The 26,041-nt window shown below is 70.1% G+C and carries 23 protein-coding genes and 1 riboswitch; of the genes, 6 read left to right on the top strand and 17 right to left on the bottom strand.

Annotated elements, in window-relative coordinates:
* Positions 1 to 16: 16 nt before the first annotated feature.
* Positions 17 to 1,066 (top strand): TDT family transporter, encoded by a 1,050-nt coding sequence (locus ACFU5V_RS21680; RefSeq protein ID WP_378436944.1) that lies wholly within the window; start codon positions 17 to 19, stop codon positions 1,064 to 1,066.
* Between the two features lie 21 nt (positions 1,067 to 1,087).
* Here ACFU5V_RS21680 and ACFU5V_RS21675 read toward each other — a convergent pair whose 3' ends face one another.
* The 7 genes from ACFU5V_RS21675 to ACFU5V_RS21645 all read right to left on the bottom strand — a co-directional run bounded on the left by ACFU5V_RS21675 (position 1,088) and on the right by ACFU5V_RS21645 (position 9,288).
* Positions 1,088 to 1,396, bottom strand: a complete 309-nt coding sequence (locus tag ACFU5V_RS21675) for a rhodanese-like domain-containing protein (protein ID WP_072948971.1) — start codon at positions 1,394 to 1,396, stop codon at positions 1,088 to 1,090.
* On the bottom strand, positions 1,393 to 2,286 hold the full coding sequence (locus ACFU5V_RS21670) for a DUF4349 domain-containing protein (RefSeq protein WP_378701750.1): 894 nt from the start codon (positions 2,284 to 2,286) through the stop codon (positions 1,393 to 1,395). The genes ACFU5V_RS21675 and ACFU5V_RS21670 overlap by 4 nt, the downstream gene beginning before the upstream one ends.
* Before the next feature lie 24 nt (positions 2,287 to 2,310).
* The gene (locus ACFU5V_RS21665) at positions 2,311 to 5,565 is read right to left on the bottom strand and encodes an error-prone DNA polymerase (RefSeq protein ID WP_378701748.1); all 3,255 of its coding nucleotides are present in this window, start codon (positions 5,563 to 5,565) and stop codon (positions 2,311 to 2,313) included.
* Positions 5,566 to 5,698: 133 nt separating this feature from the next.
* Positions 5,699 to 6,442 (bottom strand): (2Fe-2S)-binding protein, encoded by a 744-nt coding sequence (locus ACFU5V_RS21660; protein ID WP_378701746.1) that lies wholly within the window; start codon positions 6,440 to 6,442, stop codon positions 5,699 to 5,701.
* Positions 6,435 to 7,211 carry an ABC transporter ATP-binding protein gene (locus ACFU5V_RS21655; RefSeq protein WP_378701744.1) on the bottom strand — a complete coding sequence of 259 codons (777 nt, stop codon included), beginning with the start codon at positions 7,209 to 7,211 and terminating at the stop codon, positions 6,435 to 6,437. The genes ACFU5V_RS21660 and ACFU5V_RS21655 overlap by 8 nt, the downstream gene beginning before the upstream one ends.
* On the bottom strand, positions 7,208 to 8,296 hold the full coding sequence (locus ACFU5V_RS21650; protein WP_378701742.1) for a FecCD family ABC transporter permease: 1,089 nt from the start codon (positions 8,294 to 8,296) through the stop codon (positions 7,208 to 7,210). Before ACFU5V_RS21650 ends, ACFU5V_RS21655 begins: the two co-directional genes overlap by 4 nt.
* The gene (locus ACFU5V_RS21645) at positions 8,293 to 9,288 is read right to left on the bottom strand and encodes an ABC transporter substrate-binding protein (protein ID WP_378701740.1); all 996 of its coding nucleotides are present in this window, start codon (positions 9,286 to 9,288) and stop codon (positions 8,293 to 8,295) included. Before ACFU5V_RS21645 ends, ACFU5V_RS21650 begins: the two co-directional genes overlap by 4 nt.
* Positions 9,289 to 9,386: 98 nt before the next feature.
* A riboswitch (cobalamin riboswitch) is annotated at positions 9,387 to 9,529 on the bottom strand.
* A 92-nt stretch (positions 9,530 to 9,621) separates the two neighbouring features.
* On the opposite strand from ACFU5V_RS21645, the gene ACFU5V_RS21640 reads away from it, so the two are divergent.
* A complete protein-coding gene (locus ACFU5V_RS21640) occupies positions 9,622 to 11,745 on the top strand; it encodes an MMPL family transporter (protein WP_378701738.1) in 2,124 nt (707 codons plus the stop codon).
* 32 nt (positions 11,746 to 11,777) lie between these two features.
* A complete protein-coding gene (locus ACFU5V_RS21635) occupies positions 11,778 to 13,772 on the top strand; it encodes an SDR family oxidoreductase (protein ID WP_378436018.1) in 1,995 nt (664 codons plus the stop codon).
* Between the two features lie 5 nt (positions 13,773 to 13,777).
* On the opposite strand, the gene ACFU5V_RS21630 is transcribed toward ACFU5V_RS21635, so the two are convergent.
* From ACFU5V_RS21630 to ACFU5V_RS21595, 8 genes are all read right to left on the bottom strand, one after another.
* Positions 13,778 to 14,656: a sucrase ferredoxin gene (locus ACFU5V_RS21630; protein WP_378701736.1), complete on the bottom strand. Its 879-nt coding sequence runs from the start codon at positions 14,654 to 14,656 to the stop codon at positions 13,778 to 13,780.
* 29 nt (positions 14,657 to 14,685) lie between these two features.
* A complete protein-coding gene (locus ACFU5V_RS21625) occupies positions 14,686 to 15,264 on the bottom strand; it encodes a YdeI family protein (RefSeq protein ID WP_378436014.1) in 579 nt (192 codons plus the stop codon).
* A 10-nt stretch (positions 15,265 to 15,274) separates the two neighbouring features.
* Positions 15,275 to 15,787: a hypothetical protein gene (locus ACFU5V_RS21620; RefSeq protein ID WP_378701734.1), complete on the bottom strand. Its 513-nt coding sequence runs from the start codon at positions 15,785 to 15,787 to the stop codon at positions 15,275 to 15,277.
* A gap of 36 nt (positions 15,788 to 15,823) precedes the next feature.
* The gene (locus ACFU5V_RS21615; RefSeq protein WP_378701732.1) at positions 15,824 to 16,798 is read right to left on the bottom strand and encodes a R2-like ligand-binding oxidase; all 975 of its coding nucleotides are present in this window, start codon (positions 16,796 to 16,798) and stop codon (positions 15,824 to 15,826) included.
* A gap of 92 nt (positions 16,799 to 16,890) precedes the next feature.
* Entirely contained in the window at positions 16,891 to 17,673 is a 783-nt protein-coding gene (locus ACFU5V_RS21610) for an alpha/beta fold hydrolase (protein ID WP_378436010.1), read from the bottom strand.
* A gap of 28 nt (positions 17,674 to 17,701) precedes the next feature.
* Positions 17,702 to 18,085 (bottom strand): VOC family protein, encoded by a 384-nt coding sequence (locus ACFU5V_RS21605; protein ID WP_378436008.1) that lies wholly within the window; start codon positions 18,083 to 18,085, stop codon positions 17,702 to 17,704.
* A 172-nt stretch (positions 18,086 to 18,257) separates the two neighbouring features.
* Positions 18,258 to 19,811: a DNA polymerase Y family protein gene (locus ACFU5V_RS21600; protein WP_378701730.1), complete on the bottom strand. Its 1,554-nt coding sequence runs from the start codon at positions 19,809 to 19,811 to the stop codon at positions 18,258 to 18,260.
* Positions 19,808 to 20,647 carry a hypothetical protein gene (locus tag ACFU5V_RS21595; RefSeq protein ID WP_378436027.1) on the bottom strand — a complete coding sequence of 280 codons (840 nt, stop codon included), beginning with the start codon at positions 20,645 to 20,647 and terminating at the stop codon, positions 19,808 to 19,810. The genes ACFU5V_RS21600 and ACFU5V_RS21595 overlap by 4 nt, the downstream gene beginning before the upstream one ends.
* A 211-nt stretch (positions 20,648 to 20,858) precedes the next feature.
* Between ACFU5V_RS21595 and ACFU5V_RS21590 the strand changes: the two genes are divergently transcribed.
* On the top strand, positions 20,859 to 22,070 hold the full coding sequence (locus tag ACFU5V_RS21590; protein ID WP_276135960.1) for a serine/threonine-protein kinase: 1,212 nt from the start codon (positions 20,859 to 20,861) through the stop codon (positions 22,068 to 22,070).
* A gap of 11 nt (positions 22,071 to 22,081) precedes the next feature.
* Here ACFU5V_RS21590 and ACFU5V_RS21585 read toward each other — a convergent pair whose 3' ends face one another.
* Together ACFU5V_RS21585 and ACFU5V_RS21580 are read right to left on the bottom strand one after the other, a co-directional pair.
* Complete coding sequence (locus tag ACFU5V_RS21585) at positions 22,082 to 22,741, bottom strand: response regulator (RefSeq protein WP_378701728.1); 660 nt, start codon at positions 22,739 to 22,741, stop codon at positions 22,082 to 22,084.
* Between the two features lie 66 nt (positions 22,742 to 22,807).
* A complete protein-coding gene (locus tag ACFU5V_RS21580) occupies positions 22,808 to 24,184 on the bottom strand; it encodes a PspC domain-containing protein (RefSeq protein ID WP_378701726.1) in 1,377 nt (458 codons plus the stop codon).
* Positions 24,185 to 24,252: 68 nt separating this feature from the next.
* Here ACFU5V_RS21580 and ACFU5V_RS21575 point away from each other — a divergent pair, with 68 nt between their 5' ends.
* Together ACFU5V_RS21575 and ACFU5V_RS21570 are read left to right on the top strand one after the other, a co-directional pair.
* Positions 24,253 to 25,719, top strand: coding sequence for a PspC domain-containing protein (locus ACFU5V_RS21575; protein WP_378701724.1), 1,467 nt, complete (start codon positions 24,253 to 24,255; stop codon positions 25,717 to 25,719).
* Positions 25,712 to 25,939 carry a hypothetical protein gene (locus ACFU5V_RS21570; RefSeq protein WP_378701722.1) on the top strand — a complete coding sequence of 76 codons (228 nt, stop codon included), beginning with the start codon at positions 25,712 to 25,714 and terminating at the stop codon, positions 25,937 to 25,939. The genes ACFU5V_RS21575 and ACFU5V_RS21570 overlap by 8 nt, the downstream gene beginning before the upstream one ends.
* The last annotated feature ends 102 nt before the right edge of the window (positions 25,940 to 26,041 follow it).

Raw genomic sequence — 26,041 nt, 5'->3', positions numbered from 1 at the left:
ACGGCAAGCTCTGGGTATGACCCCGAATTGGTTCGCAGCAGTGATGGGCACCGGCATCCTCGCAGTCGTCGCCGCCGCATTTCCGGCCGGCGTTCCGGTGGTCCGGACGGCCTCCGAGGTCTTCTGGATGATCGCCGTGACGCTGCTCGTGCTGCTGACGACCGCACTGGTGCGGCACTGGATCCGCCGCCGCGACGACGCCCTCGCCGACGCGCGCAGCCACACGATGTTCCCGTTCTACGGCGCCGTGTCGATGGCGGTGCTGACCGTCGGCGCCGGCACCGGATCCGCCGGTCACGCACTTCTCGGCGACGTCGCCGTGCCCGCCTCGGCCACGCTGTGGACGATCGGGACCGGTATCGGACTCGTCACCTACGCCGTCATGGCCCGCAGGCTGACCCGGCCCCACCAGGTGACACCCGTGCCGTCCTGGCTCATGCCCGTCGTGCCGCCCATGGTGTCGGCCGCCTCCGGAGCCGCACTGGTCAAACACCTTCCCGAGGGCGCACCACAGATCGCGATGCTGGCGGTCTGCTACTCGCTGTTCGCGCTGGCGCTGAGCGCCGCGGTGACCGTCGCCGTCGTCGTCGGCCGCCACCTGCTGAGCAACGGGCTCCCCGCCACCCCGCTCGTGCCGACGCTCTGGATTCCGCTCGGCGTGATCGGGCAGTCGGTGGCGGCGATCAATCTGCTCGGCGCGGCGTCCGGCCACGCCTGGCTCCACGCGGTCGGTGTCGTCTACGGGACCACGGTCGGCGCGCTCGGCGTCCTCGCCCTCGCGACCGTGGTCACCGTGACCGCCAGGGCCTTTCGCCGCGGGTTGACGTTCACCCCCAGCTGGTGGAGTTTCACGTTCCCCGTCGGCACCTGCGCGCTGGGCGCGAACTCCCTCGGCCTGGCGACGGATTCCGTCGTGATCGTCGGCGCAGGCGTGACGCTGTGGTGCGCGCTGGTCGTCATCTGGGGCACCGTCGCGGTCCACACACTGCGGCACGCCGCCGGGCGACTCGGTGAGCGCGGCGCCCGGGACAATTCCGCAGCCCACGCCTTCAGCGCGGCGCGCTGACCACGAATCGTGACCCGGGTGTCAGGCGCCCGACTCGACGGGGCGGCCGGACTGCATCCACGCGGACGTCCCGCCCGCCACCGACACGGCGTTGATCCCCCGCGCATTCAGGTACTCCGCCGCCTGCAGGCTCCGGCCGCCGACCGCGCAGATCACGTAGACGACGTCGGCCTCCGGGATCTCGTCCACACGCGCGACGAACTCGCTGAGCGGAATCAGCGTCACCCCGGGAACCCGGGCCTGGGCGTACTCGTCGGCCTCGCGCACGTCGATGACGGGGGCACCCGACGCCAATGCGCCGTCCAGGGCATTCAGGTCGACTTCGATCATTGCGTCTTCGCCTCTTCTCGTTCCGGCGCCGGGCCCGACGGGGGTCCGGGCGGCCTGTTGGACATCCGGCGCAGACGGTACGCGCCGTACACGACCAGTGCGATGACGGCCACGAAACCGAACCAGGGAATCAACGCGCCCACGACCACGGCGCCGGCCGCGATCGCCGACAGCAGGGCGTTCCAGCCCGCGACGACGCCTTCCCAGAAGTTGTCCGGACCGGTACTCGGCCGTTCGGTGTCGGTGGTGGTGACGTCGATCATGATCGTGGCCAGTGCCACCTGGTCGCTCAGTGACCGTTTCTGCGCGGTGAGGCTGTCGAGTTCGCCCTGACGCTCCGACAACGCCCTCTCGGCCTCGATGAGATCCGCGGTGTTCGCGGCCGACGTGATGAGCCCCTGCAGGCGGGTGACGGACGCCGTCAACGCGCCGATCCGGGCGTCGAGATCCTGCGACTGCATCGTCACGTCGCTCTTCGTGATGCTGACGCTGGTGACCTTGCCCAGTTCCCGCAGATCGTCCAACGTCCGGGTGAGCGAGTCGGCGGGCACCCGGATGGTCAGCGAACTGCTCGCGTCCTGGTCGTCGGACCCCGGCTGTTCGGTGAGCTGGTCGACGCGCCCGCCGAGATCGTCGACCTTGTCCACGATCTGCCTGCCGACGGCCACCGGGTCGCCCGCGGTGAGCGCGACCTGACCGGTGATAATCTCCTGGCGGTCGGTGGGGGCCTGGTCCTTCGCGGGTTGCTGCACCGCGCCACCGATTTCCATGCTGCTGGAGTCCCCAGGCGAGGGGGCGGGCGACGACTGGGAGGAGCCGCTGTTCGAACCCCCACACCCAGCGAGCGCCAGCGTAGCCACGACGATCGCCGACAACACGTATCTCCTCATGACCAGATGCTAGCGGTGCGGGACTCATCGGAAGTCCCTGGATTTGGCGGACACCCGCAAATCCATCAGCTGCAACCGATCCGCCACCACCGTCACCGCGCCTTCGGCGTTCTGCACCGTGCCGCGGACCAGCAGTGCGGGTGCCGTGTTGGCGAGTGTGCGGTACCTCGCCCACAACCCCACCGAACAGACGACGTTGACCATCCCGGTCTCGTCCTCGAGGTTGATGAACGTGACCCCGGCCGCCGTCGCCGGGCGCTGCCGGTGCGTCACCGCCCCGCCCACCAGAACCCGGTCGCCGTCGGGAACGTCGAGCAGGTGCGACGCCGGGATCACCCCGAGCGCATCGAGTTGCGGGCGCAGGAACTCGGTGGGATACGACTCCGGTGACACCCCGGTGGCCCACACGTCCGCCGCGGCCAGTTCGAGGTCGCTCATCCCCGGCAGGGCCGGCGCGCGGGTGGACGCCCCGATCCCCGGCAGCCGGTCGCGGCGCTCGCCCGCCGCGGCGCCCGCCGCCCACAGCGCCTCCCGCCGGGACAACCCGAAACTGTCGAGAGCACCTGCGGTGGCCAGCGATTCGGCCTGTGCCGTGCTCAGTTCCACCCGGCCGGTGAGGTCGAGGAAGGATGTGTACGGTCCGCCGTCGCCGCGGGATTCGACGATCCGCTCGGCCAGCGTGGTCCCGACGTGCCGCACCTCCCCGAGCCCGAGCCGCACCTCCGTCCCGCCCGCCTCGACGGTGGCGTGCGCGAGGCTCGCATTGACGTCGGCGCCGTGCACCCGCACCCCGTGCCTGCGGGCGTCGGCCACCAGCGACTGCGGCGAGTAGAACCCCATCGGCTGCGCCCGCAGCAGACCGGCGCAGAACGCCGCCGGGTGATGCAGCTTGAACCACGACGAATAGAACACCAGGGCCGCGAAACTCTGCGAATGACTTTCGGGGAAACCGAAATTCGCGAAGGCGTACAGCTTCTCGTAGATCCGGTCGGCGACGTCCTCACCGATCCCGTGTAGGTCCCGCATGCCCTGGTAGAGCCGCCCCCTCAGCCTTTCCATCTTCTCGGGCGACCGTTTGGACCCCATGGCCCGGCGGAGCTGGTCGGCCTCGGCCGGGCTGAACCCCGCCACGTCGACCGCCATCTGCATCAGCTGTTCCTGGAACAGCGGCACACCCAGCGTCCGCTTCAGCGCCTTCTCCAGGGACGGGTGGTCGTAGGTCACCGGTTCGAGCTTGTTGCGGCGGCGGATGTACGGGTGCACCGATCCGCCCTGGATCGGGCCGGGGCGGATGAGCGCCACCTCCACCACCAGGTCGTAGAAGTTCCGCGGTTTCAGCCTCGGCAGGGTGGCCATCTGGGCCCGCGACTCCACCTGGAACACCCCCACCGAGTCCGCCCGCTGCAGCATCTCGTAGACGGCCTCCTCGGAGAGGTCCAGCTGCGCCAGATCCACCTCGATCCCCTTGTGCTCGGCCACAAGGTCGATCATGTAGTGCAGCGCGGAGAGCATGCCGAGACCCAGCATGTCGAATTTCACCAGACCCACCGCGGCGCAATCGTCCTTGTCCCACTGCAGAACACTGCGGTTCGCCATACGCGCCCACTCCACCGGGCACACGTCGGCGATCGGCCGGTCGCAGATCACCATGCCACCCGAGTGGATGCCGAGGTGCCGCGGAAACCCCTCGATCTGAGCGGCCAGTTCGAGGACGGCGGGCGGGATGTCGGTGCCGGCCTCCTTCCCGATCCCACCCCAGCGGCTGACCTGCTTGCTCCAGGCGTCCTGCTGCCCCTGCGAGAAACCCAGCGCCCGGGCCATGTCCCGGACCGAGGACTTTCCGCGGTACGTGATGACGTTCGCCACCTGCGCCGCGTACCGGCGTCCGTACTTGGTGTAGACGTGCTGGATGGCCTCCTCCCGGCGGTCGGATTCGATGTCGACGTCGATGTCGGGGGGGCCGTCGCGTTCGGGTGAGAGGAAACGTTCGAACAGCAATTTGTTGCGGACGGGATCCACGTTGGTGATGCCGATGGCGTAGCAGACGGCGGAGTTGGCCGCCGAACCCCTTCCCTGACAGAGGATGTCGTTGTTCTTGCAGAACGACACGATGTCGTGGACCACCAGGAAGTAGCCCGGGAAGTTCAGTCCGGTGATGATGTCCAGTTCGTGCTCGATCTGCCGGTAGGCCTCCGGCCGGTCCGCAGGCGCGCCGTAACGGCGACGGGCCCCGTCCATCGTGAGCCTGCGCAGCCAGCTGGCCTCGGTGTGTCCGTCGGGAACGTCGAACGGGGGCAGTTGCGGCGCGATGAGCCGCAGGTCGAACGCACACTCCAGGCCGAGTTCCGCGGCACCGCGGACGGCCTCCGGGTGCGCGGCGAAGAGGTGCGCCATCTCCTCGCCGGACCGCAGGTGCGCTCCCCCGGCGGGCGCCAGGTGCCCGGCCGCGTCGTCGAGACTCTGCCGGGCCCGGACGGCGGCCATCGCCATGGCCAGTCGCCGGCGGGGTGGTCCCGCGAAGTGCGCCGCCGTGGACGCGATCACCCGAAGTCCGTGCCGCTGTGCGAGTTCGGCGAGGCAGGCGTTGCGCTCGGCGTCCTCCGCGACGCCGTGATGGGTGAGTTCCACCGTGACCCGCTCGGCCCCGAATCGATCGATCAGGTCCCGGAGCCGGACGGCCGCGGCGTCCGGGCCGCCTGACGCCAGCGCCTGACGCACATGCCCCTTCCGGCAGCCGGTCAGGATCTGCCAGTGCCCGCCGGCGGCATCGGCGAGGCCGTCGAGGTCGTAGCGCAGTCTGCCCTTCTCCCCTCCCGCGAGATGCGCCGCCGCGATCTCCCGGGAGAGCCGCCGGTACCCCTCCTGGCCTCTCGCCAGCACCAGCAGGTGCGCGTCGTCCAACGTCAGTTCGGACCCGAACACGGTGCGCATGTTCAGTTCCTTCGCCGCCTCTGCGAAGCGGACCACGCCGTAGAACCCGTCGTGGTCGGTGAGCGCGATGGCCTCGAGACCGAGCCGGACGGCCTCCTCCACCAGCTCTTCCGGCGGGGAGGCGCCGTCGAGGAAACTGAACGCCGAGTGCGCGTGCAGTTCGGCGTACGGCACGGTGGAACCGGGACGTTCCTGACGGCCCGCCCGGTACTCCCCCCGTTTACGCGACCACGCGGGACTGTCGCCGCCGTCGCCCGGATACATCGACTCCGGGTCGACCCGCCCCGGCCTGCCCGACAGGACGCGTTCCATCTCGGACCACGTCGGCGGACCGTTTCCCCAACCCATCTGATCACACCTCTTCTACCCGCGCACGTGCGTGCCGAGATCACGGAAGATGCCGCGGGGGAAGGCGCATCATTCGAACGGGAGTTCGAACATTGTCAGTGTGCCATCACCCGCACGGGCCGGTCAACGCAGGTCACGTCACGAGCGCGGCCAGACCTCTCAGACGGTCCTGGGCAGGCCTTCGAGGGCAGCTCACGCACTTGCCCGAGCCGGGGGTCTCGTAGATCAGGCAGCACGACGCCCGTTGCGTGAACCGGCGCGACAGCGCCCCGGCCCGGACGTCGACGAACCGCGGGTCCGGCAGCACGGCACCGGCCCGGCGGAGTGCGTCCACCAGACCCCGGGCGAAGATGCTGCCGCGGGCGCGGTCGCCGCACGCCGTTCCCGCGTCGAGGGCCCGGTTGGCGATCGAATCCGTGGTGATCGCCCACATCGCGGCGTGCCGCACCCCGGACACCGCGGCGAGCGCCTCGACGATCGGCGTCAGCGCCGCGGCCATCTCGGCCGCGAGTTCGAACAGCCCCTCGGTGACCGGCAGCCCCGACGACGCGGTGATGCCCCCGAGGTACCCGTCGTCGCGGAGGAACGCCACGGCGTCGCCGAGCCCCGGGTGGGCGGCGACACCCGTGACGAGCGCGGTCGCGATCGGGATCCCGGTCAGCGTCGAGCTGGCCGAGTACCACCACAGGGTGCCGTTGACCCGGGGATCGTCGCTGCCCCACCGCGCCGCCGTGTCCGCGACCCGGTCCGCGAGCCAGCCGGGATCGGTCAGCCGCACGGCCGGGAACGAGGCGGCGCCGGGGTGTGCGATCTGGTCGGCGATCATCGGGACGCGGCGGGCGGTCAGCTCGTACGCGCGCCGCAGTTGCTCATCCATCGGCCAGCCCCAGGATCTCCATCGTCAGCCGCGGACTCGACCGCACGACGGCGCGGATGCCGAACACCCCGCCCAGCACGGTGTCGTCCAGGACGTCGGCGGGCGGACCGGTGCTGATCACCCGTCCATCGTGCAGCACGGCCAGTGTGTCGCAGTACTCCACGGCCAGCCGGAGGTCGTGCATGGTCACGACGATCGCGAGACCGTCGCGCGCGAGGTCGCGCAGCAGGTTCATCACCGTCAGCTGATGCCGCAGGTCGAGGTGGTTGGTGGGTTCGTCGAGCAGCAGGACCCGCGGTTGCTGCGCGAGAGCCCGGGCGATCGACACCCGCTGGCGTTCCCCGCCGGACAGTGCCTGCACGTCGCGGCCGGCGAGTTCGGCCAACCCCACCTGCCGTAGGCACGTCTCCACGATCTCGCTGTCGACCCCGTTCGCCCGTTCGAACCAGCCCCGGTGCGGGACGCGTCCGAGCGACACGGATTCGCGCACGGTCAGCCCCGCGGACACTCTCGGTTCCTGGGTGCTCGCGCCGATCGTCCGGGCGAGTTCTCGCCTGCCCAGGTCGGCGCTGTCCGTTCCGTCGACGACGACGGCGCCCGCGGTCGGGGTGAGCGCTCGATAGCAGCAGCGCAGCGCCGTGGTCTTCCCGGAACCGTTGGGCCCGACCAGCGCCAGCACCTCACCGGGACGCACGGCGAGGTCGATGCCGTGCAGCACTTCCCGCGATCCGAGTTCGGCGCGGACCCGGTGCAGACTCAGCGCGGTCACCGCTCTGCCCTCCCGTACTGCCGGTACAGCATCCACACGAAGATCGGTGCTCCCACGAGGGCGGTGACGACGCCGACGGGGACCTCGATGCTCCGCGCGACCGACCGCGCGGCCGTGTCCGCCGCGACCATCGCGATCGCGCCGAGGAACGCGGCGACCGGCAGCAGCCTGACCGCGCGGGCCCCCACGACGTACCCGGCCAGATGCGGCACGAGCAGGCCGATGAAGCCGATGCCGCCCGCGACGGACACGGCCGCTCCGGCCAGCATCGACACCCCGAGCAACTGCACGACGCGGAAGCGCCGCACGTTCATCCCCAGGGCGGCGGCGCCGTCGTCTCCCGCCTGCAGCAGGTCGATACGGCTCGCACTCAGCATCATCGCCGCCCCGACCGTCGCGAGTGCGACGGCCGGGACGATCGCCGTCGACCAGCGTGAGTCGCCGAAACCGCCCGCCAGCCAGTGCATCACCGAACTCAGTTGGTGCTCGTCGGCGACGACCAGTATCGAGAACGTGATGAGAGCGGAGAACACCTGCGCCGACGCGACACCCACGAGGATGACGGCCGTCGGCTGCGGATAGCGGCCGCCGATCGCCAGCGACAGGAACAGCGGCACCATCGCGCCCAGGAACGCCGCGACGGGGACGGTGAACACGCCGAGCGCGCCCACCCCGAGCCCGAGCACCGTCACCACCACCACGCCGAAACCCGCCCCCGAGGACACGCCGAGCAGGTAGGGATCGGCCAGCGGATTGCGGGTCACCGCCTGCGCCACAGCGCCCGCGAGGGCGAGCGCGGCACCGACTGCCGCCGCGGTGAGCGCCCGCGGCAGCCGGGAGTCGAGCACGATCGATTCCCGGGCCTGCGACCACCAGGGCTCGAACGCCCCCGGGGCCACCCGGTGCGCGACGATCGCCCAGACGTCGCCGACGGGGATGCGGACGGAACCGAACGACACCGCGAGCGCGACGACGCACAGCGTCGCCAGGGCGAGCAGCGTCATCAGGCCCGTGAAACCGACGCGGGTCCGGGCCGGGTGTGTGGGCGACGCAGGTGGCGCCGCGCGTTCGGCGGTGACCGTCATCGGGCGCCGACGGCGTCCGGATGCAGCGCCCGCGCGATCGTCTCCACCGACCGCACCAGCCGCGGGCTCTCGAAGAAGTCGTCGAGCGGCACCACCACGATACGGCCGGCCTTCACGGCGGGCGTCGTCGACATGATCGGGTGCGACGTCAGGAAGTCGATCTTCGCCTGCGCACTCGTCGTGCCGTAGTCGAGGACGACGATCGCCTCCGGGGCGCGTTCACCGATGATCTCCCACGTGGACTTCGAATACGGCTTCTGCCCCTCGGCGAAGAGGTTGACCGCACCCGCGTGGTCCGCGATGAGCTGGCCGACTCCCACACCGCCGATCGTCAGAGGGACGTCCTCGCCGGAATCGTAGAAGAACGTCGGAACCGGGGTGGTGCCTGCGATCTCGTCCCGCACGGCCTGCAACCCGGACGTCACCCGGTCGGTGACGGCGCGCGCCTCGTCCGGGACGCCGAGGATCTCACCGAGCTGCGTGTAATCGCTGCGCAGCAGCCCGATGTCGGGAAAACCCTGCCCGCAGTACTCGGAGAACAGGAACGTCGGAATGCCCTGTTCGCCGAGGGATTCGCGCGAGCGCCCCTCCTTCTCGTCGAACGCGCTGCGCATGCCGCCGACCACCAGGTCGGGGTCGAGGTCCAGGATCTGTTCCCGGGTCGGGTATTCCTTCGCGAGTTTCGGGATCTTCGCGAAGGCCTCCGCGAACTCCGGCAGCGGGGTCGCGTCGCCGTACCCCGTGCCGACGATGCGATCAGCGGCCCCCATTTCGATCAGCACCTCGGTGACGTGATCGTTCATGCTGACGATGCGCTGCGGCGGGGCGTCGAACGTCTCCGTGCGATCGCAGTTGGTGACGGACACCGGTTCGGCGAAGGATTCGGCGGAAGCGGTCTGCCCCACGGACTCCCCGCGCGAACACCCGGCGACCACCAGCGCGGCCACGGCGAGGGTGACCAGACCGGTACTTCTGAACAACTGACCGTACATGTAAACCTCATTGCGGCTCAGAGCCACGAATGAGAAGCCGGCAGACGCCCACGTACAGGCGCGCCTGCGGGACTCCGCTTCGTAGACCACGACGAAAAGGATGTCGCACACCACACGCCGGGTAATCGGGCTCGCCACCGAAATGCTCTGGTGGCCTACCGTTGCGGGTCAGCGCCGGATTCGGACCGGCTTCCCCCGTGCGTGTGACTGCAAGTGCACCACCGAGTATGCACGATTTGCCGGGACCCGCGTCACACCCCCACCGGCAATCCCTCGATCCGCACTACAGTCGGCAGTCGCAGCCGACCGCCCCCGACCACCCGGAGTTGACGCATGACACGTTGGGCCTCGACCGTTGTTTCACGCAAATGGTGGGTCCTGACGCTCGCCGTGTTCGCCGTTCTGGTGAGCGGCGTGTGGGGCACCGGTGTGTTCGCGAAGCTCAGCTCCGGCGGATTCATCGACCCCGGTAGCGAATCCGCCGAGGTGGCGCGAATCGTCGAAGACAATCTGGGTCCGCAGACGCCGGACATCATCGCCATCTATACCGCACCCGACGGGAAGACCCTGGGTGACATCGGCCCCCAGGTCACCGCGAGTCTCGACCGGTTCGCCGCCGAGGTGCCGACGTATTCGGTGACGTCGTACTGGACGGCGGACGCGACGAGGAAGCACCTGATGGTGTCGGAGGACGGCACCAAGGCGTCGGCCGCGATCACCGTCGACCCGGATGCCGGGATCACCGCCGCCACGTTCAACGATCTGCTGCCGAAGCTCGAGGTGGAGGGCGTCGACACCGAGTTCGCGGGCAACTCGGTGGTGGGTGTGGCGTTCAACAACCGGCTGCAGCAGGACCTGGTGCTGGCCGAGGCGATCGCGCTGCCGATCACTCTCGTGTTGCTGGTCTTCATCTTCGGCGGACTGGTCGCCGCCGCCGTTCCGGTGTTCGTCGGGCTGCTCTCGATCTTCAGCGCCCTCGCGACGCTGCGCCTGCTGACCCTGTTCACCGACGTCAGTTCGTTCGCGATCAACGTGGCGTCCCTGCTCGGCCTGGGGCTCGCGATCGACTACGGCCTGTTCATCGTCGGCCGATTCCGCGAGGAACTCGAGTCCGGCGCCGACGTGGCCGAGGCGACCCGGCGCACCGTCCTGACCGCGGGTCGCACCGTGTTGTTCTCCGGTCTGCTTCTGGTGTGCGCGTTCTCGGGGATGCTGGTGTTTCCGCAGGACGTGATCAAGTCGCTCGGGTTCGGTGCGATGGCCGCGGTCGCGAGTGCGGCGCTGCTGTCCCTCACCGCGGTGCCCGCGCTGCTCGCGATCCTCGGTCACCGCATCAACGCGCTGAGCTGGCGCAAGGATGCGGCGCAACGCGGTGAGGTGCGCGCCCGCAAGTTCTGGGGCTCCGTCGTCACCTGGGTGATGCGTCGGCCGGTCGCCATCGCGGTCGGGATCGTCGCGGGTCTGATGGTCCTGGCGGCGCCTCTGCTCAGCGCGTCGCTCGGCGAGGTCACGTACACGGCGCTGCCCGAGAACGATCCCGCCCGTATCGCCACCGACACCCTCACCACCGAATTTCCCACCACCGGGAACGGCGCCACCCTCATCCTCCGGGGCGACGGTGTCGGCACCGCGCCGACCGCCGCCGACGGGGCCGCGGTGGCCCAGGCCGCCGGCCAGGTGCCGGGTATCGGCGCCGCCACCGTCGTCGCATCCAACGGCGAACTGGTGGCGGTGCAGGCCGTCTACTCCGAGGGAGTGACCACCGACGATCAGAGTGCGGCCGTGGACGGTCTCCGCGCCATCTCCGTCCCCGAGGGAACCGAACTGCTCGTCGGCGGCGGCCAGGCGACCGTCGACGACGGCAACGCGGCGATCGTGCACTGGATGCCGGTCATGATCGCGATCATGGTGGGTTCGACGCTGGTCCTGCTGTTCCTGGCGTTCGGCTCCGTGGTGCTGCCGATCAAAGCGGTCGCGATGGCGGGGCTGAGTCTCGCCGCCACGTTCGGGGTGCTCACCTGGATCTTCGAGCTCGGTCACGGCGCGGGCCTGCTCGGGGTCAGTCCGGCACCGCTCGAGGCGACGTTCGTGGTCCTCATTCTCGCCGTCGTCTTCGGCCTGTCCACCGACTACGAGGTGTTCCTGATGTCGCGCATGGTCGAGGCACACGAGGCGGGCGCGACCACGGAGGAGGCGGTGCGTTTCGGCACCGAGCGCACCGGCCGGATCGTGACGGCCGCCGCGCTGCTGCTCGTGGTGGTGACCGGGGCATTCACGATCTCCGGTCTGTCGATCATGCGGTTCCTCGGCGTGGGCATGATCGTCGCGCTGCTCGTCGATGCGACGGTGGTCCGGATGCTCCTCGTCCCGTCCCTGGTGAAGCTGATGGGCGAGGCCAACTGGTGGGCTCCGGCCTGGATGAAGAAGGTGCACGCCAAGGTGGGTCTCGGCCACTAGTGCATCATCTTACTTTGGAGTAAGTTCGGGGCATGGCCACCTACCTCGTCACCGGCGGTACCGGATTCCTGGGTCGGCACGTGCTGCCCCTGATCCTCGACCGCGATGCATCCGCCGAGATCCACGTCCTCGTCCGGCGCGCGTCCGTCGCGCGGCTGGAGGCACTCGTCGACGGCATGTCCGGGGGCGAACGCGTGCGCCCCCTGATCGGCGATTTGACCGAGCCCGGCCTCGGGCTCGGGTCCGTGCCGGCGGCCGACCACGTCCTGCACCTCGGCGCGATCTACGACCTCACCGCGGGCGACGAACAGGCCTCCACGAACGTCGACGGCACCCGTTCTGTCATCGCGCTGGCCCGGGAGCTGGACGCAACACTCCATCACGTCTCCTCCATCGCCGTCGCGGGAGATCACGAGGGGCCGTTCAGGGAAACCGATTTCGATCTCGGCCAGAGCTTCCCCACCCCGTATCACCGCACCAAGTTCGAGGCCGAGAAACTGGTCCGCGACGCCGAGGGCCTGCGCACACGCATCTACCGCCCCGCCGCGGTGGTCGGTAGTTCGGTCACCGGCGAGATGGACAAGATCGACGGCCCGTACTACCTCTTCCCCGCCATCGCGGCGCTCGCGAAGCTCCCCGCCGCCCTGCCGGTGGCGGTACCGCGGATCGGCGCGACCAACGTCGTGCCCGTCGACTACGTGGCGGCGGCCGTCGTGGAACTGATGACGGCACCCGGACGGGACGGCCAGACGTTCCACCTCGTCAATCCGCGCCCCCAACCGGTCCGCGAGATCTACGCCGCACTCGCCGAGGCGGCAGGCGCACCGCATCCCGCGATCGGCCTGCCCGGCGAACTCGTCCGCCCGTTCCTCACCCCGACCCCCGACTCGGCCCTCGATACGGGACGCAAGGCCGTGCTCGGCGCGCTCGGCATCCCGCCGGTGCTCGTCGAGAACCTGACCCTGCCCACGGTGTTCGACGACCGCGACACCCGGGAGGCGCTGCGCGGCACCGGCATCGAGGTACCTCCCTTCGCCTCGTACGCAGGCAGGCTGTGGTCGTACTGGCGCGAGAACCTCGACCCCGACCGGGCGCGCAGGCCCCACCCCTCCGGACCACTCGTGGGCAGGCATGTCGTGATCACCGGGGCGTCGTCCGGGATCGGCCGGAGTTCCGCTATCGCGACGGCCCGCAAGGGCGCGAAGGTTCTGCTCCTCGCCCGGCGCGCCGCGGAACTCGATGCCGTGGTCGCCGAGATCCGCGCGGCGGGCGGCGAGGCCTACGGCTACCCGTGCGACATCACCGACGACGAATCGGTCGAGCACACCGTCAAAGCCGTTCTCGCCGAACACGATCACGTCGACATGCTCGTCAACAACGCGGGCCGCTCGATTCGCCGGGGCCTGTACCACTCGACGGACCGGTTCCACGATTTCGAACGGACCATGGCCGTCAACTATTTCGGCGCGGTCCGGCTCGTCCTGGCCTTCCTCCCGCAGATGCGTGAGCGGCGGTTCGGCCACATCGTCAACATCAGCAGCGCCGGCGTCCAGGGCGCGACCCCGCGGTTCGCCGCCTACGTCGCCAGCAAATCGGCCCTCGACGGATTCACCGACGTCGCGGCATCCGAAACCCTCTCGGACGGAATCACGTTCACCACCATCCACATGCCTCTGGTCGAGACGCCGATGATCGCACCCACCGGCCGGTACAACATCGGACCGATCACGTCCCCGGAGAAGGCGGCCGCCATGGTCGTCCGTGCGCTGATCGAACGCCCCAAACGCATCGACGTCCCGACCGGCACGCTCGGTGAACTCGGCCACGTCTTCGCACCGGCGGTCAAGGACCGCGTGATGCACCAGATGTATCGCATGTTCCCCGATTCACCGGCCGCGAAGGGAACGAGCACGGACGACGCGACGCCGGCCCCTCGGCGCGCACCGGAACCCCGGCACCACTCGTCGTCGGTGCTCGGCCGCGCCGCCCGGAAGGTCGCAAGGCTGGTGCCCGGCACCCACTGGTGACCGCCTCAGGGGGTGAGGGCGCGAACTCCGGTGGCGACGATCGGCCGCACCGGCTTCGGCGCCGCCCCGCAACTCGCCGGCCGCGGCGGCAGTTCCCGCTCCTCGAGGTCGACGACCCAGCGACGCCCGTCGCGATGGGTGACAACCGAATTCGCGTCCACCGTCAGCTCGTCGGCGGTGGCGTCCACCCGATCGCGGACGGCGAGTTCCGCCACCTGCCCCGGGGTGTCCCAGCAACTGCGGCCGCGCAGCCCGGTCCGGAACACCTCGCCCGCGGCGGCGGCGCGGACCGCGTCGACGCTCTGCTGCACCGACAGCCGGCCGTACGTGTAGCCCGTCGGCAGCAGGATCAGCGACGGCGCGAACCGATGCCCGCCCGTGTGCGAGCACTCCCACACCGCGTCGCCGAACTCCGCGGCCAGGCCGGCCGCGACCGGCCGCCCGAGCACGGCGCAGCACTGATCCCTCTTCCCGTGCGCGCACACCAGGGCGACGGGGTCCGTCACCGGCGTGCCCAGACCCGGCGCGGGTCCCGCGACCAGACCGAGGTCCAGCTCGAGCAGGTCCTCCGGGTAGCCGATCTCGAGCCGCTCGCACCACGACCGCGCAGGGTGCGACTGTGCCAGCAGCACCGTGCGCCGATCCGGTGACGCGGTGCCGCGGCCGGGCCGGCGGATGAACATGATCCGCACCCCGGCGGCGTCGGCACGGGCGTCGAGTTCGCGGGCCAGGTCCGTGCCGAGCGCCGTGCCGTCGAGCACGTCCCGGCCCCACGCTCCGGGGAATTCCAGGCACACCCAGCCCCTGACGTGCGCAGCGGTGCCCGCGAGGGGTTCGTCGGTGGCGGACAGCGCGGAACAGGTGGCGGTGATCGTGTCGGGCACGATGCCATTGTGTCAGTCGCGGAAATCGGTCAGTCGTGGAACTTCCTGCGCTCCGCCAGCTGCTGGACGAACTTCTCGATGCGGCGGGCACGCGTCTCCGGGCGTTTGGCGTCCTGCAGGCGGTAGTAGACGGCGTACCGGTTGTGGCTGTCGAGTGTCGCGTAGAAGGCCTCGGCCTCGGGATTCCGCGCGAGGGCGTCCAGGAAGTCCTGCGGTATCTCCGCCGCCTTCTGTCCCGCGTACGCGCGGTCCCAGCGGCCGTCCGCCCTGGCCCGCTCGACTTCGGCCACGCCCGCGGGCTCGAGGAGACCGGCCTCGGCGAGTTTCTCCGCGAACTCGCGGTTCCGTTTCGACCACGGACTCCGCGACGACCGCGGGGTGAACCGCTGCACGAAGAAGTCGTCGTCGACGCGGCGCACCTGGCTGTCGATCCAGCCGTAGCACAGCGCGACCTCCAGCGCCCGGTCGTAGTCGATCGACGACTGCGCCGACCCCTTCTTGGCCATCTTCAGCCAGATGCCGGGTGAGGACGCGTGATGGGCGGCGAGCCACTCCCGGAACTCGGCCTGCCCGGTGAAGTACTCGACGCTCAGCTCGGCAGCACTCATGCGCCTGAATCTAGCGGGAGAACAGCTTTCCCGCCCAGACCCTCACGAATCCCTGGGACAGGTATCCGAGCGCCCCGAGTGCCAGTACCCATTTGGTGACGCTGACCGCGCTGGTGGCCCGCACGGTCGCGTCGGTGATGTGCTCACGGTGCGACAGCAGGTACAGCCCGACGACGTTCTCGGCGTAGTCGCCCGCCGCCGAGATCACCGGCGCCGCCGCCAGCACCTTCTGCGTTCTCGGCGACAGCGGGGTCAATTCCGCCAACCGCCGGGCACCCGTGCGCAACGCGACGGCGTAGATCAGCGGGTGGACGAAGTCCGGGTAGTAGTGGCTGCGGTAACGCGCCGTGTCGGAGTCGGTCATCCCGTCGAGGATCGCCGTGTAGTCTCGTGCGGAGCGGGCCGTCTGGATCTCGGCGAGCCGGGGTGCCACGGGACCGAGCAGGCGGAGGATGTTCGCCTGCGAGATCACGAATGCTGCGGACCAGCCGAGGAGTCTGCGGTCGAGTGCGGTGAGCGCCATGAGCAGATCCTGCCATTTGCCACCGCACACTGTGTCTCAGCCGGCGGCCTCGGACATCGCCTTGGCGTCCTCCTCGCCGAACTTCTCCTCGAGCGCCTCGGGCGAGTAGTCCAGGTCGATCTCCTCGACCGGGCGTCCACGCGCGGATTCGATCGCCCCCAGCCGGCGCTGCGCCCGGTCCGCGGCGTACGCGATGAACTCCTGCGGGTCGAGCCCGTACGGCTGGACCTCGAATTGCTTGTTCACCCAGTCGATCATGCCCAGTGCCAACGGCATCAGCTCCGCCATCCGCTCCTGGACCACGCCCCAGTTGCCGTCGTCGGCGGCGACGTGCCGACGGCACGTGAACGTCCCCCACGCCATGTGGCGTCGTTCGTCGTCGCCGATCCTGCGGACGAGTTCCTGCATTCCCGGCAGGATTCCGCGCGTCGTGCACACCTTCTGCCACGCGTAGTACCCGGTGAGCGCGAGGCTGCCCTCGATGACGTGGTTGTAGGTGACGCTGGCCCGCACCTGATTGGCCGGGCTGGGATCGGTCTCGAGGACCTTCAGCGATCCCGGCAATTCCTCGTAGAACAACTGCCGGTAGAACGGGTTGTCGGCGACGAACGGGTGCAGGTCCCGAGTCAGGCCCACCGCGTCCATCCACAACCGGAACACCTGGGTGTGCTTGGCCTCCTCGAAACAGAACTGCGTGAGGTACATCTCGTCGCCGAAGCGCCCCTCGGCGGCCATCGCCTTCATGAACGGCTGGATGTCTTCGGTGACCGCTTCCTCACCGGCGATGAACTGTGCGACCAGATACGTGGAGTTGCGCTGCTGCTCCGAGTTCAGCCCCTCCCAGTCCTCCGCGTCCCGGCTGAAGTCGAGGTCCGTGGGGTTCCAGAACTTGGCGTTGCCCTTCGTGAACAGCCGCAACGGGAACGCGTCCCAGTTGAGTCCCCCGTCGCGAAGTGAGCTGAACCCTTGCCTGCCGGGCGTGTAGGGACGTCCGGGCGTGAGTGTCGACATCGTGGGTCCTTCTTCCTCGTTCCGAGCCCCCTCTTTCCGTTTCCACGCTAGTCCTGTCGAGGCCGCCACGGTTTACATTTTCAGACTTTTTGTCAGCCCGTCTGAGGCTGCATGAGAAACGGCAGGACCTCCGCCGCGAACTCGTCGTACCGGTCGCGGTGAATGCTGTGCCCGCCGGGAAACACCACCACCCGGCACCTCGGTATCGCCGCGACCGCGGACTCGAGCTTGCGGGGATCGACCATCCCGCCCGGTCCGCCGCGCAGGATGAGCGTGTCGGCCTCGATGTCCGGCAATCGGTCCCACCACAACGGATCCGGGCGGCGAAACTGCTCGATCGCGGAGCCCGTCATCGACCGGTCGAAGGCGAACACCGCCCGCGGATGCCGGATGACGCTCGTCGTCGCGTGCCACAGTTCCGGCAGCGACGGCAGTCGGTTCGCGAACACCTGTTCCGGGTCACCGGGACGCAACGGGAGCGGGGCCTCCTCGATCACCAGCCGGCGGACCAGCCCCGGTCGGGCCTGCGCCGCGAGCGACGCGGCATGACCACCGAGCGAGTGCCCCACGAGGTCCACCCTCGTCAGCCCCAGGTTGTCGCACACCTCCACCACATCGGCGCCGAACTCCTCGAACCGATACGACGCCGCGCGGGCACTGCGACCGTGCCCCCGCAGATCCGGGACGAGGACGCGTCTCCCCCGAGCGACGAGTGCGCGGGCGAAACGGTCCCAGGTGCCGCCGTCACCGCCCATCCCGTGCACCAGAACCACCGGCACGGGATGAACGTCCGACTCCCCCGGCGCCGAGGACCCACTGTCCCGGTAGGCGATCTCGATACCGGCGCGCGTCGGGGTAGTCCTGGTCGTCTCCACGAGAATCCAGACTAGCGACGGCCGCGGACTACCCGCCCGACCCGTACGGGCGGGTGATGATCTCCAGATAGTGACCCGACGGGTCGAGGAAGTAGACGCCCCGCCCGCCGTCGTTGGTGTTGATGGTGCCCGGCAGCGTCTGCCGCGGATCCGCCCAGTGGTCGAGACCCCACTCGACGATCAGGCCGTAGATCCGGTCGAAGTCGTCCTCCCCGACGAGGAACGCGTAGTGCTGCGGCTGGAATTCGATCGGCGGTTCCGCGAAGTCGAGGGACACCCCGTTGTCGAGCGCGACCGCCAGAAAATGTCCGGCGGGCACGGCGTCCGGCAGCCCGAACAGCGTGGTGAAGAACGTCGCCGACTCCTGCTTGTCCTTGGCGGCGACGATCGTGTGATTGAAGGAAATGGTCACAGTCGACCCTTTCGAGGTATGCCACGAGCCGACGACGCGACTGTGGCCGGCCTCCATGCCTGACGCTGTCCGCCACCGGCACGCGACCCTCTGCACAGCAAAGCATTTCGGACGGCCGATCCGCAAGCGAGGCCGGTGCGCGGGTTACGCCGCCCGCCCCACGCGGGGTCCGTCACTCATAGATTCCCTCCACCGACCAGCGGCCTGCCGTGCAGATCACCAGCAGCGCCCGCGACTCCTCCAGCAGCACCTGCGCCCTGGCCGCCGTCCGCGCCGCCGGAGGGTCCCACCACCGCTCGTCCACCGGCCACGGTCCGGCCCATCCGCACACCGCCCACTCCCTGCTCCCCCACCGCAGCCGCGCGGGAACCGCGCTGAACACACCACGTTCCGTGACCGTCACAGCGATGCCCCGCTCGTCCGACATCCACACCTCCGGATACGCGGTCAGCACCGCGGCGGGCGCCGGTTCCGGCAACGTGCCCGGCCACGGCTCCGACGGATCGTTGCGCGGAATCAACTCGTCGCCCAACGGCAGCAACGTGATGCGCTCCGCCGGGCCCCGCCCCCCGCTGAGGACCCCCACCTGCACGGCTTCCCCGCCGAGCAGACCCTGCACCCGCACCAGGGCCCGCCGGGCCCGTTCGTCCTGGTCGCCGACCCCACCCCACAGCCCCAACTGCAGGGCGCCTGCCGCCACCACCTCCACCGGTTCGAGCCGCAGGACGGCGATACCGGCGGTGGGCCGCTTCTCGCTGCGCCCGGTCAGCCACCCGTCCAGCTGCCACCGCACCCGGTCCGCCGTCGCCTCGGGGGTCAGCGGTTCCGCGCACCTCCAGATCCGGGACAGTTGTTCACCGTTGCCGGTGCTCGCCGAGATCGACAGCCGGGTGCAGGCCACCGCGGCGTCCGACAGCGTGCGATGAAGCTTCTCCGCCAACGCCCGTCCCGCGAAGGCGGCGGCGTCGACCCGTTCGATGACAGGATCGCACCGTTCCTCGACCTCCAGGTCCGGAGGCAGCGACCGCCCCGACGGGGGACGCTCCGGCTCACCCCGCGCGGCCCGATGCGCCAGCACCGCATCGGTTCCGAACCGCGACGCCACATCGCCCGCCGACAGTGCGGCGAAACTGCCGATCGTGCGCAACCCGAGCCGGTGCAGCAAATCGACCAGCTCCTCGCGATGCGGCGCCGCGAGACTCGGCTCCGCGGCCAGTTCCCGCATCGGGAGCGGCGCCAGGAAGGCCGCCCCCTTGCCGGGTGGCACGAGAGTTGCTCTGCGCGCGGCGATCACGGCCGTGGACAGCTGATCGGCGATACCGACCTGGCATTCCACCCCCACCGCCGACACCTGGTCCACGAGCCGTTCCGCGACGGCTTCCTCCGAACCGAAATACCGGGCGACGCCGCGAGCGGGCAGCACCACGAGACCGGGCCGCAACACCTCCACCCCGGGCGCCACCGCGTCGACGGCGGAGGCGACCGGCTCGAACAGCCGGGCGTCGCGGTCGGGATCGGCTGCCGCCACGTGCAACCGGGGGCACCGGGCCTGGGACTCGCGGCGGCGCAGACCTCGGCGCACCCCGTCCGCGCGGGCCGGCGCCGAGCAGGCGATCACCCGGTTGCCCGACGTCACCGCCACCGGGTGGGTCGGCGGGAGGTCCGCGGCGGCGGCCGCCGCGACCGCGGGCCAGTCGGGGCACCACAACGCCAGCACCCGGCTCACAGGCCCACCACCTCCACCGGCTCCGGGAAGGCACCGGCTTCGAGGGACGCCACCGGCTCCGGGGTGCTCACCCATTCCACCCGGCCCTGCGCCGACCGCACGTCCAGCCGGGTGGTGCGCGGCTGGAACGACCGCCCCCGGGCGCACACCGCCAGGCTGAGGGACCGCAACCGCCCGCAGCCTCGGTCCTGAGATCCGTTGCCCAGCCCGGCATAACCGTGCACCCGCGCCTCCAGCCGCATCTCCGCACCGTCCCAGTGCCCGTCCGTGACGACCAGGGTCGCCCCCTTGCTCCGGGCGCGGGCCACCACCGCACGCGCCCGGGACGGCGCCACCGACGCCCCTCCCAGCCCGAGCACCACCAGATCCATTCCGTCCAGCAGCACCGCGGCGATCTCCACCGGATCGGCGCCCGGGTCCGGGATCAGGGCCAGCCGTTCCAGCTGCGCGCCCATCTCGACCGCGGCCAGCACCCCCAGCCGGGGATGCCCGATCACCGCGACGTGACCGCCGCCCGCGGTGACGGACGCGACCAACCCCAGCAGGAGCGAGGTGGCACCCGACACCGACACCACCGAACCGCGCACCAGACCGCCCCGCGGAAGGAGGCCGGCCAGCGCAGCCGGAACCGGAAGGACCCCGACGGCCCGGGAGTCGGGGGCCGCGGGCGTGCCCGTCGCAGGAAACCCACCCTCCACCGGGGCCCGGCTCGCCACCGATTCCCCGCGTGCGGGGACAGCGGCCATCCGCCGCCGGAGGTAGTCCAGACGCTCCTGCCGGGACAGCTCGGACAGCTCGGGAGACCCCGGCACCGGAAACCCCGGCTCGCCGGCCACTTCAGCCAACTCGACACCCCTGACACTCGGCACCAACAGCGGTCGGCAACCACGGGGAAGACGCGGCTCGAACAGACGCTTTGTTCGAACGTATTTTCGAACCCGTTTCCAGTAAAGCGGGTCCGTGAATGCCCGTCAAGTGGACCCCGAACGACCAGGTCAGGACGGCCGCGCGTCCCGTGTCCGCACAATCCTCTAACCTGAACGCGTGATGGAGCAGGAGCAGAGCGAAAGGGGCATCGGACCCGAATACCTGGTGGCCGGAAGGTACCGCCTGCGGTCCAAACTGGGCGGCGGCGGAATGGGCGCGGTCTGGCTCGCACGGGACACCCTGCTGCACCGCGACGTCGCCATCAAACAGGTCACCACGACGGCCGGGCTCGACCCCGAGGAGGCACGCAGGGTACGCGACCGCACCATGCGGGAGGGCCGCAACGCCGCCAAACTCGCGCACCGGCATTCCATCGCGATGTACGACGTGGCGCTCGAGGCCGGGGAACCGTGGCTCGTCATGGAGTACCTGCCGTCGCGCAGCCTCGCCCAGGCGATGAACATCGCCGACACCCTGCCCCCGCTCGAGGTCGCCCAGATCGGCGCGCAGGTGGCCGACGCGCTCACCGCCGCCCACGCCGCGGGGATCGTGCACCGGGACATCAAGCCGGGCAACATCCTCGTCGCCGACCGCGGCCGGGAACTCGGCACCGTCAAGATCAGCGACTTCGGTATCGCCCGGGCCAAGGGCGACTCCGCGGACACCGCGAACGGCGTCATCACCGGCACCCCCGCGTACTTCTCCCCCGAGGTCGCCCGCGGTCAGGACCCCACCGAGGCCAGCGACGTCTTCTCGCTCGGATCCACGCTGTACACCGTCGTCGAAGGGCAGCCGCCGTTCGGGATCGACTCCGATTCCATCGCACTCCTGCACCGGGTCGCGAAGGCCGAGATCTACCGACCGAGCAAGGCCGGCCCCCTCACCGACACGCTGCTGCATCTTCTCGAACCCGACCCGGCGCGTCGTCCGACGATGGCCGAGGCCCGCGACGCCCTGGCCCGGGTGGCCATGGCCGGGGACGGCAACGTCGCGCACCTCGTCGGCTCACCCGTCTATTCCGCGGACGGCACCATCCCGGCGTGGGCACACCGTTCGACACCGTTGCCCGACTCACGCCGCCGCGGCAAACTGGTCGGTTCCACGCAGGCCGGGCTGCCCGCCGTGCATCAGAGCACCCCGCTCAAGAACGTGCCGCGCCCGCTCGGCCGGTTGCAGTGGCCTCCGCGTCCGGCGAAACCCGCTCCGGGTTCGCCGGCCCCCACCGTCCGCGACCAGGTGGTCGCGTGGGCACCGATCGCCATGGGTGTCATGGTCGCGATCCTGATCCTGGCCGTGCTCGTGGCCGTGATCGTCCTGCTCGCGCAGCCCTGACCCCCGGGACGTCAGTCGATCCGCCTGCGGTGCGCCCACCTGGTGAGCGCATTCCGGTTGGACTGCTGCGTCTTCCGCAGCACGTTCGACGCATGCGTTTCGACTGTCTTCACCGAGATCACCAGTTCCTCGGCGATCTCGCGGTACGTGTAACCGCGGGCGAGGAGGCGCAGCACTTCCAGCTCTCGCGGCGTCAGTGAATCCAGCTCCGGATCCAGCTGCGGCTCAGGAGCATTGGAACGTCCGGTGAAGGAGTCCAGCACGAAACCCGCGAGCCGCGGACTGAACACGGCGTCACCGCCGGCCACCCTGCGTACGCCGTCGGCCAGCTCCGCGCCCGAGATCGTCTTGGTGACATACCCGCGGGCGCCCGCGCGGATCACGGCGATCACGTCCTCGGCGGCGTCGGACACACTCAGCGCCAGGCACACCGGACCCGACTCGATGCCCCGCAGCACCGCGACACCGCCGCCGTCGGGCATGTGGACGTCGAGCAGCACGACGTGCGGCGAGGTGGCGTTGATCCCGGACACCGCCTCCGCGACACCGCCCGCCTCGCCCACCACCTCCATGTCCGCTTCCCTACCGAGCTCGGCACGGACACCGGAGCGGAACACTGCATGATCGTCGACGAGAAAGACACGGTACGGTGGTGTTTCAGGGAAAGTCACTGCAGCTGTTCCTCGCGTGGGCGGTAGTGTCACCTCACTGTAGAGCCTGTCACCAGATTCACGTGCTCACGCGCCCTGACTGAACGGCACGTCCTCGACGCCGGTGTCCGTGCTCTCGGCGGCCCCCGCTCCCGCGCGCGTCCGGCCGTTCCGCGGCATGTGGATTCGCACCTCGGTGCCCTTGCCGGGTGTGGACCGCACGTCGACGTGCCCGCCTCGCCGTTCGATCCGCCCGCGAATCGACTTCGCCAGCCCCTGACGGTCCGGCGACACCTCGTCGACGTCGAATCCGACGCCGCGGTCGCGGACGAACACACTGACCTGCTCGCGCTCGGACTCGGCGAACAGGTTGATGTCGGTCTCCCCGGAATGCTTGGCCGCGTTGACCAGAGCTTCGCGTGTCGCGCCGAGCACCGCCGTGAAACTCTCCTTCGACAGTCCCTCGCCGGTGCCGTCGACGTCGAGGGCCACGTCGCCGACCGTCACCGGCCGCACGGTGACGCCGTGGTGGTCCTCCACCTCGCCCGCGATGATGCGCAACGCCTCCGCCAGGCTCGAATGGTCGGCCTCTCCGCCACCGAACAACCACTTGCGCAGTTCCCGTTCCTGTCCCCGGGCGAGCCGCGCGACCTCCTGCGGATGGTCGGCCTGTTTCTGGATCAGCGCCAGGGTCTGCAGAACGGAGTCGTGCAGGTGTGACGCGATCTCCTCACGCTCGTCGTTGCGGATCCTCGCGGCGCGCTCCGCCCCCAGTGCCCGCCACAGCCGCAACCACAGGGGCACGGTCAGCAGTCCGGCGCCGACCAGGGTGACCACGACGGCCAGCAACGACGAACGCAGCGCGGCGAAGTCGACCTGCGCGAGGATCACCACGCCGAGACCGGACACGATCAGCGTCACGCCACCGAGGACCCGCGCCCAGGTGAGGACGGTGGGGCGCTGAGGCAGCCCGATGACGGTGCGCGGCCCCTCCGAATCGAATTCGCGCCACACCAGGGCCGCACCGACCGCCACCACGATGATCGGTGCGATCACCGAACCGACCCGGCCGCTGAACAACCACGACAACGCGGACGCGCCGGCAAGACCGATCGCGATCAGCCCGTACGCTCTGCGCCGCTCAGACGCACTGGGCTTCTCCGTGTCCGAACCCGCGGCCGTGAAGATCCACAACAGCCCGTAGCCGACGATGCCCGCGCCGGCGAGCGCGGCGAGACAGGCGAACGCGACCCGCACCTTCATCACGTCGATGTCCAGCTGGTCGGCGATACCACCCGCGACGCCGCCGACGATGCGGCCGCCGGTCCGGCGTTCGAGCCGCGGCATGGGAAGACCGCCGGGCGGTACCGGCACGGTGACGGCGCCCGCGTATCGGTCGCCGCCCGCGGACGTGTTCACAGGCTGCACACCTTCGATACTGGCACGATCCCCGGGCCGCGGCATCAGGGTCCGACCCTGACTTCGAGCCGCGTTCCGGCCCACCCCGACCGGAAAGATCAGGGTACTTCCCGATGTACGCGCGATGCGGCGGCCGGAACGATGGTCGTATGACCAATGGGAGCTTCCAAGAGCAGATTCAGGATCTGTGGCGGACCCGGCCGGTGCGGTTGCCCGGCCGCGGCCACGTCGCCGGTGTCTGTGCGGGAATCGGCTACCGCTACGGCGTCGATCCCGTACTGATACGAGTCGCGTTCGTCGTGTCCACCATTTTCGGCGGCGCCGGTGTGCTCCTCTACCTGGCGTGCTGGCTCGCCCTCACGAAGTCGGGCGACCCGGCCTCCCCCGCGGAGTCGTTGATGGGACGCGGTCACAGCTCCGACTCGGGCACCAAGACCGTTGTTCTTCTCGTCGCACTGGCGATCGCGGTGAGCACCGTCGGCCCCTTCGGCGTCGGCCTCGGCGGCTCCGGGCTGATCAGCATGGCGCTGATGCTCGGCGGGCTGTGGCTGCTGTACCAGCGGCAGCCGATCCCCCCGCCGTCGCCCGCCGGAGTCGTCGCCCCCGGTGTCGGCACCGGCTATCCCGGGACGAGTTTCTCGCCCGGACAGTTCGGCGCCAACCCGTTCGGCCCGGGCACGTACGGTTCGGGTGCGTACGGTCCGTACACGAAGCTTCCCGACTCGTACACGCCGAGCACGCCTCCCGCCACGGGGCAGCCGGCGGACGCGACCGGCGAGGCCCCCACCGAGGCACTGAAGCCCGAAACCGCTGCCGCCCAGAACGATCCGGTGTCGTTCGAGAAGTCCCCGACCGCCGGTCCGCGGGTCGACCAACCGTCGGCGCCGTTCGCGCCGCTCGAACCGCGACCACCGGCATGGGACCCGCTCGGTGTCGCCCCGTTCGCGTGGGACCTGCCCGAGCCGGCCAGAACCACCACTCCCGCAGTGCAACCGGAGCGCACGCATTCCCGCCTGACCACCATGGTGATCGGACTGGCCATCCTCGCGGCCGCGGCGGCGACGGCGCTGGCGGTCGCCACCGGATCCGACTGGCTGAACCCCGGTCGTATCGGCGCGGTCGCGCTCGCCGTCATCGGAGTGGGGCTGCTGATCGGTGGCTTCCTGCGCAAGGGCTACGGGCTTCTCGTCGTCGCAGGCCCGCTGATCGGTTTCGTGATCCTCGCCTCGCTCGTCGGGTCACTCGACCTGAACAGCGAGAACATGGGAGACCGGACCTGGGTGCCTCTGACGGCGGCCGACATCGACCCCGCCTACTCCGGTGGGTTCGGCAGCTTCACGCTCGACCTCCGGAACGTCACGCTCACCGACGACAAGACGGTCGACGTCAGCGGTCAGTTCGGTGAGGTCGTGGTGCTCCTGCCGCCCGGCATGAACGTCGAGAACCACTGCACCGCCCAGTTCGGCGACGCACAGTGCCTCCCCGACGGTCTCGACGGCGGTGCCGACGGCACCGACGGTCACGTCCTGACGCTCAATGCAGATGTCCGGTTCGGAAGTATGGAGGTGCGCCGTGGATGACGTCGACGACACTCAGGACGGCGAGCAGACCCGGACGCGCAAGCGCCCGTCACCGCTCCTGCTCCTGGCGGGGGTGGCAGCGCTGCTGGTGAGTGGATGGGCGCTCGCGGGGCCGTTCTCGCCGGCGCCGCTCGCGGACGTCGAATTCCGCTGGCTGTTCGTGGTGGTCGCGGTGCTGGTCGGCGTGGTTCTCGTGTTCGCACCCAACCGGCGACGATAGGCGCTGACGCGCACGTGCGCAGGGGGGGAGGGAGGGGGACGACGCGGCCACCAACCGTTGTCTGTTCCCCCCCCGGGCGGGCCGTGAGCTGTGCTTTTTTTT

Origin of the sequence: Rhodococcus sp. NPDC057529 (assembly GCF_042802055.1) — a bacterium.
Classification (GTDB): Bacteria; Actinomycetota; Actinomycetes; order Mycobacteriales; family Mycobacteriaceae; genus Rhodococcus_F.
Note: the sequence above shows the minus strand (reverse complement) of the source record. Positions and strands in the feature narration are given on the sequence as shown.

Excerpts from the sequence above, each read along its gene's own strand:
- ACFU5V_RS21680 (WP_378436944.1), top strand. The coding sequence starts at position 17 with ATGACCCCGAATTGGTTCGCAGCAGTGATGGGCACCGGCATCCTCGCA.
- ACFU5V_RS21580 (WP_378701726.1), bottom strand. The coding sequence starts at position 24,184 with ATGCCGCGGCCCGGGGATCGTGCCAGTATCGAAGGTGTGCAGCCTGTG.
- ACFU5V_RS21650 (WP_378701742.1), bottom strand. The coding sequence starts at position 8,296 with ATGACGGTCACCGCCGAACGCGCGGCGCCACCTGCGTCGCCCACACAC.
- ACFU5V_RS21670 (WP_378701750.1), bottom strand. The coding sequence starts at position 2,286 with ATGAGGAGATACGTGTTGTCGGCGATCGTCGTGGCTACGCTGGCGCTC.
- ACFU5V_RS21590 (WP_276135960.1), top strand. The coding sequence starts at position 20,859 with ATGGAGCAGGAGCAGAGCGAAAGGGGCATCGGACCCGAATACCTGGTG.
- ACFU5V_RS21640 (WP_378701738.1), top strand. The coding sequence starts at position 9,622 with ATGACACGTTGGGCCTCGACCGTTGTTTCACGCAAATGGTGGGTCCTG.
- ACFU5V_RS21645 (WP_378701740.1), bottom strand. The coding sequence starts at position 9,288 with ATGTACGGTCAGTTGTTCAGAAGTACCGGTCTGGTCACCCTCGCCGTG.
- ACFU5V_RS21665 (WP_378701748.1), bottom strand. The coding sequence starts at position 5,565 with ATGGGTTGGGGAAACGGTCCGCCGACGTGGTCCGAGATGGAACGCGTC.
- ACFU5V_RS21615 (WP_378701732.1), bottom strand. The coding sequence starts at position 16,798 with ATGTCGACACTCACGCCCGGACGTCCCTACACGCCCGGCAGGCAAGGG.
- ACFU5V_RS21625 (WP_378436014.1), bottom strand. The coding sequence starts at position 15,264 with ATGAGTGCTGCCGAGCTGAGCGTCGAGTACTTCACCGGGCAGGCCGAG.
- ACFU5V_RS21620 (WP_378701734.1), bottom strand. The coding sequence starts at position 15,787 with ATGGCGCTCACCGCACTCGACCGCAGACTCCTCGGCTGGTCCGCAGCA.
- ACFU5V_RS21575 (WP_378701724.1), top strand. The coding sequence starts at position 24,253 with ATGTACGCGCGATGCGGCGGCCGGAACGATGGTCGTATGACCAATGGG.
- ACFU5V_RS21660 (WP_378701746.1), bottom strand. The coding sequence starts at position 6,442 with ATGGATGAGCAACTGCGGCGCGCGTACGAGCTGACCGCCCGCCGCGTC.
- ACFU5V_RS21635 (WP_378436018.1), top strand. The coding sequence starts at position 11,778 with ATGGCCACCTACCTCGTCACCGGCGGTACCGGATTCCTGGGTCGGCAC.
- ACFU5V_RS21675 (WP_072948971.1), bottom strand. The coding sequence starts at position 1,396 with ATGATCGAAGTCGACCTGAATGCCCTGGACGGCGCATTGGCGTCGGGT.